The organism is Halobacterium hubeiense, from assembly GCF_001488575.1.
Taxonomy (GTDB): domain Archaea; phylum Halobacteriota; class Halobacteria; order Halobacteriales; family Halobacteriaceae; genus Halobacterium; species Halobacterium hubeiense.
Genome location: NZ_LN831302.1, coordinates 751,124 through 761,907, shown reverse-complemented (window position 1 = coordinate 761,907; position 10,784 = coordinate 751,124). Strand labels below are relative to the sequence as shown.

12 protein-coding genes are annotated in these 10,784 nt (G+C 69.9%); 8 read left to right on the top strand and 4 right to left on the bottom strand.

The genetic code is table 11. The features are described from left to right. Nucleotides 1-12 precede the first annotated feature (12 nt). The 3 genes from HHUB_RS03895 (at nt 13) to HHUB_RS03885 (ending at nt 2,871) form a co-directional block, all read left to right on the top strand. Nucleotides 13-1,134, top strand: coding sequence for a pyridoxal phosphate-dependent aminotransferase (locus HHUB_RS03895; protein ID WP_059056290.1), 1,122 nt, complete (start codon nt 13-15; stop codon nt 1,132-1,134). A 66-nt stretch (nt 1,135-1,200) separates the two neighbouring features. After that, entirely contained in the window at nt 1,201-2,052 is an 852-nt protein-coding gene (locus tag HHUB_RS03890; RefSeq protein ID WP_059056289.1) for a UbiA family prenyltransferase, read from the top strand. Nucleotides 2,053-2,094: 42 nt separating this feature from the next. Continuing rightward, entirely contained in the window at nt 2,095-2,871 is a 777-nt protein-coding gene (locus HHUB_RS03885) for a class I SAM-dependent methyltransferase (protein ID WP_059056288.1), read from the top strand. Here HHUB_RS03885 and HHUB_RS03880 read toward each other — a convergent pair whose 3' ends face one another. Next, the gene (locus HHUB_RS03880; protein ID WP_059056287.1) at nt 2,872-4,053 is read right to left on the bottom strand and encodes a redox-regulated ATPase YchF; all 1,182 of its coding nucleotides are present in this window, start codon (nt 4,051-4,053) and stop codon (nt 2,872-2,874) included. A gap of 90 nt (nt 4,054-4,143) precedes the next feature. Here HHUB_RS03880 and HHUB_RS03875 point away from each other — a divergent pair, with 90 nt between their 5' ends. Then, on the top strand, nt 4,144-5,211 hold the full coding sequence (locus HHUB_RS03875) for a hemolysin family protein (protein ID WP_059056286.1): 1,068 nt from the start codon (nt 4,144-4,146) through the stop codon (nt 5,209-5,211). Here HHUB_RS03875 and HHUB_RS03870 read toward each other — a convergent pair. Together HHUB_RS03870 and HHUB_RS03865 are read right to left on the bottom strand one after the other, a co-directional pair. Continuing rightward, nucleotides 5,208-5,519, bottom strand: coding sequence for a hypothetical protein (locus tag HHUB_RS03870; protein ID WP_059056285.1), 312 nt, complete (start codon nt 5,517-5,519; stop codon nt 5,208-5,210). The two genes, HHUB_RS03875 and HHUB_RS03870, sit on opposite strands and share 4 nt — an antisense overlap. 29 nt (nt 5,520-5,548) lie before the next feature. After that, entirely contained in the window at nt 5,549-6,394 is an 846-nt protein-coding gene (locus HHUB_RS03865) for a polymer-forming cytoskeletal protein (RefSeq protein ID WP_082687162.1), read from the bottom strand. Nucleotides 6,395-6,490: 96 nt separating this feature from the next. Here HHUB_RS03865 and HHUB_RS03860 point away from each other — a divergent pair, with 96 nt between their 5' ends. Continuing rightward, complete coding sequence (locus tag HHUB_RS03860; RefSeq protein WP_059056284.1) at nt 6,491-6,685, top strand: DUF5800 family protein; 195 nt, start codon at nt 6,491-6,493, stop codon at nt 6,683-6,685. Between the two features lie 37 nt (nt 6,686-6,722). Next, on the top strand, nt 6,723-6,860 hold the full coding sequence (locus HHUB_RS17010; protein WP_169793387.1) for a hypothetical protein: 138 nt from the start codon (nt 6,723-6,725) through the stop codon (nt 6,858-6,860). Between the two features lie 94 nt (nt 6,861-6,954). On the opposite strand, the gene pan1 is transcribed toward HHUB_RS17010, so the two are convergent. Then, nucleotides 6,955-8,169: a proteasome-activating nucleotidase Pan1 gene (pan1, locus tag HHUB_RS03855; RefSeq protein ID WP_059056283.1), complete on the bottom strand. Its 1,215-nt coding sequence runs from the start codon at nt 8,167-8,169 to the stop codon at nt 6,955-6,957. Nucleotides 8,170-8,299: 130 nt separating this feature from the next. Here pan1 and HHUB_RS03850 point away from each other — a divergent pair, with 130 nt between their 5' ends. After that, nucleotides 8,300-10,390: a beta-glucosidase gene (locus HHUB_RS03850; protein ID WP_059056282.1), complete on the top strand. Its 2,091-nt coding sequence runs from the start codon at nt 8,300-8,302 to the stop codon at nt 10,388-10,390. 69 nt (nt 10,391-10,459) lie between these two features. Continuing rightward, complete coding sequence (locus tag HHUB_RS03845) at nt 10,460-10,702, top strand: MarR family transcriptional regulator (protein ID WP_059056281.1); 243 nt, start codon at nt 10,460-10,462, stop codon at nt 10,700-10,702. Nucleotides 10,703-10,784: the final 82 nt, after the last annotated feature.

Below are 10,784 nucleotides of genomic sequence, written 5' to 3'. Positions count from 1 at the left end.
CGGGTCGTTCGTATGACGGAGTTCTCCCAGCGAGTCGAAGCCATCTCCATCAGCGGCATCCGGGAAGTGTTCGAGGCGGCCGGCGAGGACGCCATCAACCTCGGGCTCGGCCAGCCCGACTTCCCGACGCCCGAGCACGCCCGGCAGGCCGCCGTGGACGCCATCGAGGCGGGCGACGCGGACGCGTACACGTCGAACCGCGGGACGCCCGAACTCGTGGACGCCATCGTCCGGAAGCACGACCGCGACAACGACCTCGACGTCGCGCCGGAGGGCGTCATCGCGACCTCGGGCGGGAGCGAAGCCCTCCACCTCGCGCTCGAAGCCCACGTGGACCCCGGCGAGGAAGTGCTGTTCCCGGACCCCGGGTTCGTCTCCTACGACGCGCTGACGAAGCTCGCGGGCGGCGAGCCCGTGGGCCTGCCGCTGCGCGAGGACCTGACGCTCGACCCGGCGACCGTCGAGGAGCACATCACGGAGGACACGGCGGCGTTCGTCGTGAACTCGCCCGCGAACCCGACGGGCGCGGTGCAGTCCCCGGAGGACATGCGGGAGTTCGCGCGCATCGCCGACGAGCACGACGTGCTCTGTATCTCGGACGAGGTGTACGAGCAGATTGTCTTCGACGGCGAGCACCGCTCGCCGATGGAGTTCGCGGAGACCGACAACGTCGTCGTGGTGGGCGCGTGCTCGAAGACGTACTCGATGACGGGGTGGCGGCTGGGCTGGGTCGCCGCCAGCGAGCGCCGCGCCGAGCGGATGCTGCGCGTCCACCAGTACTCGCAGGCCTGCGCCAGCGCGCCCGCCCAGTACGCCGCCGAAGCCGCGCTCACGGGCCCGCAGGACGTCGTCGACGAGATGGTCGCGGCGTTCGAACAGCGCCGCGACCTCGTGCTCGACGAACTCGAAGACATGGGCCTGGACGTGCCGAAGCCCGAGGGCGCGTTCTACGCGATGCCGAAAGTCCCCGAGGGCTGGGTCGAGGAGGTCATCGACCGCGGCGTCGTCGTCGTGCCCGGCGACGCGTTCGGCGAGCACGGCGAGGGCTACGCCCGCATCTCCTACGCCGCCGACACCGAACAGCTCCGCGAGGCGCTGGACGTGATGCGCGCGGCGACGAACGCGCTCCGGTAGCGGCCCGGTCTCGTTCTCGTGGTTCGGTCCCTGACAGTTATGCCGCCCGCCGCCTATGGTACGTGTATGCACATCACGCGGCACGGGAGCGGGGGCCGCGCGACCGCTTCGGCGCTGTTCTCGCAGGTCCACCCGGTGTTCATGCTGCCGCCGCTCGCGGCCGCGGGGTTCGGCGCCGTGCTCGCGGGCGAGTTCTCGCTGGCGGTCGCGGGCGTCCACCTCGCGGCGATGTTCTCCGCCGTCTACACCGCGCACGTCAAGGACGGCTACGTGGACTTCCACGTGCGCGGCGAGGACGACGACCACCCGCTCACAGCGGCGGGCTGTCGGCTCGCCATCCGCGCCGCGTCGCTGGCCTTCTTCGCGTGCGTCGCCGGTCTCTGGTGGCTCGCCGGTCCGGGTGCCGCCGCGCTCGCGGTGCCCGCGTGGCTCATCGCGTACCACCACGCGCCGCAACTGGACACGAACCCCGTCACGACGACGACCGGCTACCCGCTCGGCATCGCTGTCGCGCTCGTCGGCGGCTACTACGCGCAGGCTGGGACGCTCGCGGTCCGCCCGCTGGCGTTCGCGGGCGTCCTGCTCGTGCTGCTCTCGGGCGTGAAGGTCGTCGACGACGCGCAGGACTACGACTACGACCGCTCCATCGACAAGCGCAGCGTCGCCGTCGTCCTCGGGAAGCCGGGCGCGCGACGACTCGCGTACGGCCTGATGGCGGCCGCGATGGCGGGCGTGGTCGCGCTCGCCGCGCTCGCCGTCTTCCCGCCGAGCGCCGTCGTCGCGGTCGCGGCGTTCGCCGTCGTCGCGTGGTTCGCGGCACGCGCCGAACCCACCGTCGCAACGATGCTGCTCGTGCGGGGCTGTTACGTCTTCCTCGCGGTGCTCGTGGCGGCGGTGTGGTTCCGGCCGCTCGCGTAGCGAGAGCGGTGTCCTGAAGGGCGCGCACGGCGACTGTCGGGTATGGACGCCTGGCAGGACGACGACGCGCTCGCCGACCAGTACGCGGACGCGTCGAACCTCGCCGCCCGACAGGTCTTGCACGCGCGGTTCTCGACCGCGGATCGGTCCACCCACGAGTGGCTGTTCGACCAGTTCGACCTCCCCGCGGACGCCGTCGTGCTCTCGCTCGGTTCGGGCCACGGCGCGCTCTGGACCGCCAACGCCGACCGGATTCCCGCCGGCTGGGACGTCACCGTGACGGACTCCTCCGCGGGGATGGTGATGGACGCGATGGAGGCGCTGGAGGACGTCGACCGCGAGTTCGACTTCGACGCCGTGGACGCCCGCGACATCCCCTACCCCGACGACACCTTCGACGCCGTCACCGCGCACTTCGTCCTCTCGCACCTGACGGACGCGGACCGCGAGCAGGCGCTGCGCGAAATCCGGCGCGTACTGAAGGCTGACGGGACACTATATGCGGCGACGACCGGGACCGACGACCTCGCCGCCGTCTACGACGCGGCCGCGGAGTACGGCGACCGGCCCGCAGACGACGGGTTCGCGCTGGAGAACGGCGAAGCGCAGCTGCGCGAGCGGTTCGCGAACGTCGAACGCCGCGAGTTCGAGCACGCGCTGCGAATCACGAAGCCGGAGCCGGTGGTCGCGTACCTGCTCTCGCTGCCCGGCTTCGACGGCGACGCCGCGTTCGCGCTGGAGGACGCGTTCCGCGAGCGAATCGGCGACGACGCCTTCGAGGTCGAGCGGTCCGTCGGGCTGTTCGTCGCGTCCGAGTAGCTACTTCGCGGTGGAGACGATTTTCACGACGTCGCCCTCCTCGAGTTCGTACTCCTCGCCGACCTCGCGGTTGGTCTTGGCGTTCACGGCGTGGAGGTAACCGTCGCCGATGTCCGAGTGGACTGCGTACGCCAAATCGACTGGCGTCGAGCCGTTCTCCAGGAGGAACGCGTCCGGGAGGACGTTGCCCTTCGCGTCGGTCCACTTCGACTGGTCCTGCACGGGGTAGGCGGTGACCATGTCCAGCAGGTCGTAGACCGCGTGGTTCAGCGCCGCCTGGACGCCCGTGCCGCCGTACTCGCGCATCGTCTCGCGGAGGTCGCCGAGGGCGTCGCGCTGGCCGTCGCTGACCTCGCCCGTAATCTCGAAGTCCTCGTCGCCCGGGTCGTAGTCGAGGAAGCCGGCGTCGACGCCGCGGCGGAGCGCGAGCTCGCCCTGCGCGGTCGCGGGTATCACGGGCTTGTCGAGGTCGAGCAACCGCTGGACGTTCTCGGCGGGCGCGACGTCGATCTTGTTCGCGACGACGACGATAGGTTTCGTGCGCTCGCGGACGCCGCGAGCGAGCGCCTCGCGGTCCTCCGTGGACCACTGCACGGGGTCCTCGGAGTAGTCCATCCCGCGGAGGACGGCGGCGACGTCGTACTCGGTCGCGCCGAAGCCCGTCATCAGGTCCGTCACGGCCTCCTCGATGTCGAAGCCGGGACTCCGGGACTGGCGCTCGACGGTCTCCCAGTTGCGGTCGACGATGCCCGCCAACCAGAGGTCCATCTCCTCCTCGATGAAGTCGATGTCCTCGATTGGGTCGTGGGCGCCCACCTCGACGGGTTCGCCCTCCTCGTTGGTCGCGCCAGCCGCGTCCACGACGTTCACGATGACGTCCGCGTTCGTGAGCTCGTCGAGGAACTGGTTGCCGAGGCCGCGCCCCTCGTGAGCGCCCGGGACGAGCCCCGCCACGTCCAGCAGTTCGACGGGGACGTAGCGCTTGCCGTCGTGGCAGTGCTCGTGGCCGCAGCGCTCCTCGCGCTCCAGGCACGGGCACTCCGTGCGGGCGTGCGTGATGCCGCGGTTCGCGTCGATGGTGGTGAACGGGTAGTTCGCGACGTCCACCTCCGAGCGCGTCGCCGCGGTGTAGAACGTCGACTTGCCGGCGTTCGGCTTCCCGGCAAGCGCGATAGAGAGCATACCACGGGGTAGCGCGAGCGCGGAAGAATGGCTTTCGGTCCCGCGACCCACCACAAGGGATATTCGGCGCCCGCCGGAACCACTCCGGCGATGAACACGCTGGAGGTCACGCTCCGTCTGGTCGCGGGACTCGGATTGATTCTCGCGAACGGCTTCTTCGTCGCCATCGAGTTCGCGCTCACTCGTGCCCGGCAGTTCACCGAGGAAGAGTTCGTGGACGGCAACCCCGCCCTCGAGCGGGCGTGGGAGATGACCAACGACCTCGAACTCTACCTCACCACCTGTCAGGTCGGCATCACCGCGTCCTCGATTGCGGTCGGTATCGTCGCCGAGCCCGCGCTCGCCGCCATCTTCGAGCCGATATTCCACGACACGTTCCTCGCCTCCGTCGGCGGCGGCGCCGTGCTCGCGTTCCTCCTCATCAACCTCGTCCACCTCACGCACGGCGAGCAGACGCCGACGTACCTCGGCGTCGAGCGCTCCCGGTTCGTCTCCAAGTACGGCGCCGCGCCCCTCTACTGGTTCCACTTCGCCATCTCCCCCATCATCAAGCTCGGGGACGGCATCGCGAAGGGGACGCTGAAGCTGTTCGGCGTGGAGATGACCGGCGCGTGGCTGGAGACCGAGGAGGACGTCATCGAGACGCGCGCCGACCTCCGGAACCGCCTCGGGTCCGTGCTCGGCGAGTCCGACCTCACCCGGGAGCGCCGCGAGGAGGTGCTGGGCGCGCTCGACATCGACCAGATGCCCGTCGAGAGCGTGATGGTGGATGCCGACGACGTCGTCGCGCTGTCGGCGAGCGTCAGCCTCGAGGAGAACCTCGAACGGATGAGCGAGACGCCCCACGTCCGGTACCCGCTGGTCGGCGAGACCCTCGACGACTTCCGCGGCATCGTCTACCTGCCGGCGGTGTTCCGCGACCTCGACGACCTCCGGACGGGCGAGGACACCCTCGAAGACGTCGCGCAGCCGCCGATGACGATTCCGGCGTCGCTGTCCGTCAGTGAGGCAATCGACCGCTTCCAGTCCGAGCGCCAGGAGCTGGCGTTCGTCACTGACGAGGACGACCGCGTCGTCGGCCTCGTCACGGTCACGGACGCGCTGGAGGCCATCGCCGGCGAGGTCGAGGACCCGCTCGACGACGAGCACGAGCGTTAATCGGCGCGCAGGCGCGTCGCGGCGCTCCCGACCGCGACGAAGACGAGAATCACGCCGGCGAACAGGAACGCGAGGTCGCCGGCGAGGTTCACGTCGGTGTACTGGTAGTCGTAGAGGCCGCCGTCGAGGACGAACCAGAAGCCGTGGACGCCAGTGAGCAGCGCGAGGAGACCCAGCGCCGCGACGACGCCCTCGCGCCACAGCGTCACGCCGACGACGAGCGGCGACGGCGACGAGTCCGGTTCGCCGCGCTCGGGGACGTGGGGGTTGCCCGCGTCGGCGTCGTCGCTGGCGGGCGAATCAGACATAGATAGGACTGGTCGGGGAGCCGACTAAACTATTCGGGGTCGCGGTCCGCGCGGCTGCCGAGGTGCATCTCGCCGCGAGCGCGGATGACGCCATCCACGTCGGCGTCCGGGTGGACGTGGACATCCTGTCCGGAGACGTCGCCGAGCACGACCGCGCCCGGTTCGACGCGCACGTCGCCGTTTCGCGTGGTGACGTCGCCGTGAATCTTCGTGCCCGAACCCACGCTCACGTCGTCCTGGGCGCGCAGGCTCCCGAAGATGTTGTTGTCCTCGCCGACGTCGATGCTGGTCGCGCGGATGTTCCCGTGCAGCCGGCAGTCGTCGCCGATGGTGGCGGGCGTGGAGACCCGCCACGCGTCGTCGGAGACGCTGCCCGAGCGCGGAATCGTCAGCGGCTGGGCGTCGCCGTCGGTCGCGAACTGCTCGACGAGCTCCTCGGCTTCCTCCTCCTCGCCGATCTGGAGGAGGTGGGAGAGGTAGACGACGAAGAACGTGATGGTGGGCATCGGGTTCCGGATGACGATCCAGCCGGAGGCCTCGAAGCCCTCCTCGATGTCGACGTCGTCGCCGATGTCGAGGTCGCCGCCGACCACGAGCCGGCCGGTGATGTGGACGCGCTCGCCGAGGTACGCGTCCTCGCTGGCGAGCACGTTCCCGTCCACGTCGCACCACATGTCCAGCCGGCAGTCGCCGTCGGCCTCGATGTCGCCGGCGACGGAGACGCGTTCGCCCGCGATGACGCTGTGGCCGCGAACCCCGAGTTCGACCGTGGACTGGCCGCCCACCAGCACGTCGCCGTCCACCACCACGTCGTGTTCCTGCACGGTGGTGCCGTCGGGCACGACGAGTTCGTCTATCGGGTTCGGGCCGAGCACACCCGTCCAATCACCCCGCACGCCAATAAACCCCGCGAGAGCGCACGCCAACCGTCGGACGGCGGGCTTTTGTCCGCCCGCCGCCTACGCCGCGGTATGACTACGCTCTCGTTCGAGGACGACGGCGTCGACGTCGTCTACGAAGGCACCGAGTTCCGCATGGAGCGCGAGCTCATCGAGGAGGCCACAGACAAGGACTACCACGAGGTCACCGACCACGAGGTGCTCAAGCTCGTCGAGCGCGACCCGTCGCTGTCCGGCGAGCCCCGACGCATCGGCGACATCGTCTAACGCGAACTTTTAGGGGCGAGCGCGGCAACCGACGCGTATGACCGCGACGCTCTCGGAGTTCGAGCACCCCTCGTGGGTGACCGCGCTCGCCACGTTCGCGAGCTACGGGCTCGTCCTGCTCGCGATGACCATTCTCCTGTTCGGCGTCCCGTACGCAGTCTTCACGGCGCTGTGAGGTAGCGGCGCTCTCCCTGCCGTCCGCGAACCGGAACAGCGCCGCGGCTGCGCGGCGGGCAGCGGAGAGGAGAGAACGAGAGCGGGGGCGCCGACTACGCGAACGTGCGCGTGGGCTCGGCGCTGGCGTCGGTGTCCTGTTCGAGCTTCTCCAGCGCGTTCTGGAAGTCCTGCATCGTGATCTCCTCGCGGTCGTCGCGGATGGCGAACATCCCCGCCTCCGTGCAGATGGCGGCGACGTCCGCGCCGGACTTGTCGTCGGTCTCGGCGGCGAGGCGCGCGAAGTCCACGTTCTCGGCGAGGTTCATGTTCCGCGTGTGGATGCGGAAGATCTTCTCGCGGCCGGTCTCGTCGGGGTTTGGCACCTCGATGAGGCGGTCGAAGCGGCCCGGGCGGAGGATGGCGCGGTCGAGCATGTCGAAGCGGTTCGTCGCCGCGATGATGCGGATGTCGCCGCGCTCGTCGAAGCCGTCCATCTCGCTGAGCAGCTGCATCATCGTCCGCTGGACCTCCGCGTCGCCGGACGTCTTCGAGTCCGTGCGCTTGGAGGCGATGGCGTCGATCTCGTCGATGAAGACGACGGCGGGCTCGTGGTCGCGGGCGACCTGGAAGAGGTCGCGGACGAGCTTCGCGCCCTCCCCGATGAACTTGTGGACGAGCTCCGAGCCGGCCATCTTGATGAACGTCGCGTCCGTCTGGGCGGCGACGGCCTTCGCCATCAGCGTCTTCCCGGTGCCCGGCGGCCCGTGCAGGAGCACGCCGCTCGGCGGGTCGATGCCGACGGTGTCGAACATCCCGGGCTCTTTCATCGGGAGCTCGACGGTCTCGCGGACCTCGCGGAGCTGGTCGTCGAGGCCGCCGATGTCCTCGTAGCCGACGTCCGGGGACTCGTCCACTTCCATGACGCGAGCGCGGACGTCCGCCTCGTCGTCGAGGCGTTCGACGATGGACAGCGAGTTGTTGACCGCGACGCGGGCGCCGGGTTCGAGGTCCTCGCGGAGGTCCTCGGTGACCTCGGTGAGCGCCTCCTGGTTGTTGCCGTGTTGCTTGATGATGGCGCCCTCGTCGTTGAGCTCCTGGACGGTGGCGACGAACAGCGGCGACTGCTTGAGCTTCTTGTTCTCGTGGGAGAGCCGCTCGAGCTTCTGCTGGTACTTGTTGTTCTCTGCGTTGGCGTCGAGCAGACGGTCCCGCATCTCCTCGTTCTCGTCCTCGAGGGCCGACAGCTGCTCCTCTAGGGCCTCGATCTTCTCCTGGAGCGAGGCGCCCTCGTCGTAGGGCAGCTCGGCGTCCTCTGCGGTCTCGGTCATCACCACTGGGTAGGGTGTTAGTTCATAAGAGGCTTCGGGTGACCTAACCCCTCGCCACGTCGGCGCAGCGTCGGCCAGCACGGCGTCCGAAAGCACGAAGCCTATGTGTCGGTGGACTGGAACGTCCGGCATGGAGTCAACAGACGACGAGGTGGCCGCCCTCCTCGACGAACTCGACCGCGCGGAGCTAGTCCGACTCGTCCACGGCGCCCTCGACCCCGAGGGAACCGCGACTGGCTACCTCCCGGGCGTCGAACGGCTGGACGTCCCGCCGCTCCGGTTCGTCGACGGCCCGCTCGGCGTCCGGATTCCGGACCGACGAGCGACCGCGTTCCCAGCGCCGCTGGCGCTGGCGGCGTCGTTCGACCCGTCGCTGGCACGCTCGCAGGGCGCCGCGATGGGACGCGAAGCGGCGGCCCACGGGCAGGACGTGTTGCTCGGCCCGGGGACGAACCTGATTCGAGTCCCCCACGGCGGCCGGAACTTCGAGTACTTCTCCGAGGACCCGGTGCATTCGGCGGCGTTCGCGGCCGCGGTCGTCGAGGGCGTCCAGTCCGAGGATGTGCTCGCGTGCGTGAAACACTACGTCGCGAACAACCAGGAGACCGACCGGGCGACCGTGGACGTGCGCGTCGGCGAGCAGCCGCTGCGGGAGCTCTACCTGCCGGCGTTCCGGGCGGCCGTGGACGCCGGCGCGGGCGCAGTGATGTCCGGCTACAACAGCGTCAACGGGACGCCGATGAGCGAACACGGCCGCCTGCTCGGCGACGTGCTCAAAGGCGAGTGGGGCTTCGAGGGGTTCGTCGTCTCGGACTGGTTCGGGACCACGGACTCCGTTCGGTCGGCGAACGGCGGCCTCGACGTGGAGATGCCCGGAGTCACCGGTGAGGAGCTCGCGTCGCTGATGGGGATGGACGAGGGCGGGCCGGACGTGGACTTCGACGAACTCGGCGGCGGGATGCCGGACATGCGGACGGCGGCGCGCTTCGAGACGGAGCTCGCGGCCGACGTCGAAGCCGGCGACGTGTCAGCGGACCGGCTCGCGGACATGGCGGGCCGCGTCCTCTCCCAGATGGCGTCCGTGGGTCGGCTCGACGGCGAGCGACCCGACGGCGCACTGGACACCGACGAACACCGCGCGCTCGCGGAGCGCGTCGCGGTCCGCGGCACGGTGCTGTTGGCCAACGACGGCGTCCTCCCGCTGGACGACGAAGCGGACGTCGCGGTGGTCGGCCCGAACGTCGACGAGGCGCTGCTGGGCGGCGGCGGGTCCTCGGAGGTCACGCCGTTCGTCTCGTCGACGCCCGTCGAGGGCGTGACCGAGCGCGCGGGCGGCGAGGTGACCGTCGCGCACGGCGTCGAGCCGGTCGCGGACCTGTCGTTCTTCGAGGAGACGGAACCGCCCGCGGACGCCGATAGCTCGGTCGAGGACGCTGCCGCGGCGGCCGCGGATGCGGACGTCGCGGTCGTCTTCGTCCGGGACCGAGCGACCGAGGCGATGGACCGGCCGGACCTGCGGCTGCCCGGCCGGCAGGACGAACTGGTGTCGGCGGTGGCGGACGCGAACGACCGCACCGTGGTCGTCGTCAACTCCAGCGGACCCGTGGAGCTGCCGTGGCGGGAGGACGTGGCGGCGGTCGTGGAGAACTGGTATCCGGGGCAGGCTCACGGGGACGCGGCGGCGGCGGTGCTGTACGGGGACAGCGACCCCGGCGGCCGGCTGCCGGTGTCGTTCGCCGCGGAGTCGGCGTATCCGACTACGGCATCCGAGCGGTTCCCGGGCGAGGACGGAGTCGTCGAGTACAGCGAGGGGTGCCGCGTGGGGTACCGCCACTTCGAGGCGAGCGACGACGGAGCGGTCTACCCGTTCGGGCACGGCGAGTCGTACGCGTCGTTCGCGTACCGCGGCGCCGAGCAGGTGGACGCATCGACGGTACGGGCGACGGTGGCGAACACGGCCGAGCGTCCGGGTCGCGAGGTCGTGCAGGCGTACGTGCGACCGGCCGACGACGCCAACGGGGACGCGCCCGTCCGCGACTTGGCGGGGTTCCAGTCTGTCCACCTCGACGCCGGGGAAGCGGTGACTGTCGAGGTGACGCTGGCCAACGACGCGTTCCGCCGGTACGAGGACGGGTGGCAGGAGCGCGAGGGGCCGTTTGTCGTGGAACTGGCGCGGTCCGCTGGCGACGTCCGAGCGACAGTGCCGTTCGAGCGCCCGTGAGCCTATAGATTACTATTGTGCATTTTAGATAGCGAAACCATTATCTAAGTGCATTCAGTATCGGTGGGTATGAGCGCCACCGCAATCGACGGCGACACGGTCGAAGCACTCGAAGACCTCCCCCCGAGCGCGAAGCTCGTCGCGAAAGTCCTCGAATACAACGACACCCTCACGCAGAGCGAACTCGCGGAGGAGACGCTGCTCCCCGCCCGCACCGTCCGGTACGCGCTCACCCGCCTCGAGGAGCAGGACGTCGTCGAGTCCCGGTTCTCGTTCTCGGACGCCCGCAAGCGCATCTACACGCTCGCGTAATCGCCGTCTCGCTGGCTGTCGCGCCGCCCGGTGGTCACCGCGTCGTCCGCGGAAGCGCCGAACCTTTATCCGGCGTAGCGCT

What these genes read in the sequence shown, in the direction of transcription:
- HHUB_RS03875 (WP_059056286.1), top strand. Translation starts at nt 4,144, where the DNA reads ATGAACACGCTGGAGGTCACGCTCCGTCTGGTCGCGGGACTCGGATTG.
- HHUB_RS17010 (WP_169793387.1), top strand. Translation starts at nt 6,723, where the DNA reads ATGACCGCGACGCTCTCGGAGTTCGAGCACCCCTCGTGGGTGACCGCG.
- HHUB_RS03860 (WP_059056284.1), top strand. Translation starts at nt 6,491, where the DNA reads ATGACTACGCTCTCGTTCGAGGACGACGGCGTCGACGTCGTCTACGAA.
- pan1 (WP_059056283.1), bottom strand. Translation starts at nt 8,169, where the DNA reads ATGACCGAGACCGCAGAGGACGCCGAGCTGCCCTACGACGAGGGCGCC.
- HHUB_RS03885 (WP_059056288.1), top strand. Translation starts at nt 2,095, where the DNA reads ATGGACGCCTGGCAGGACGACGACGCGCTCGCCGACCAGTACGCGGAC.
- HHUB_RS03895 (WP_059056290.1), top strand. Translation starts at nt 13, where the DNA reads ATGACGGAGTTCTCCCAGCGAGTCGAAGCCATCTCCATCAGCGGCATC.
- HHUB_RS03870 (WP_059056285.1), bottom strand. Translation starts at nt 5,519, where the DNA reads ATGTCTGATTCGCCCGCCAGCGACGACGCCGACGCGGGCAACCCCCAC.
- HHUB_RS03880 (WP_059056287.1), bottom strand. Translation starts at nt 4,053, where the DNA reads ATGCTCTCTATCGCGCTTGCCGGGAAGCCGAACGCCGGCAAGTCGACG.
- HHUB_RS03850 (WP_059056282.1), top strand. Translation starts at nt 8,300, where the DNA reads ATGGAGTCAACAGACGACGAGGTGGCCGCCCTCCTCGACGAACTCGAC.
- HHUB_RS03890 (WP_059056289.1), top strand. Translation starts at nt 1,201, where the DNA reads ATGCACATCACGCGGCACGGGAGCGGGGGCCGCGCGACCGCTTCGGCG.
- HHUB_RS03845 (WP_059056281.1), top strand. Translation starts at nt 10,460, where the DNA reads ATGAGCGCCACCGCAATCGACGGCGACACGGTCGAAGCACTCGAAGAC.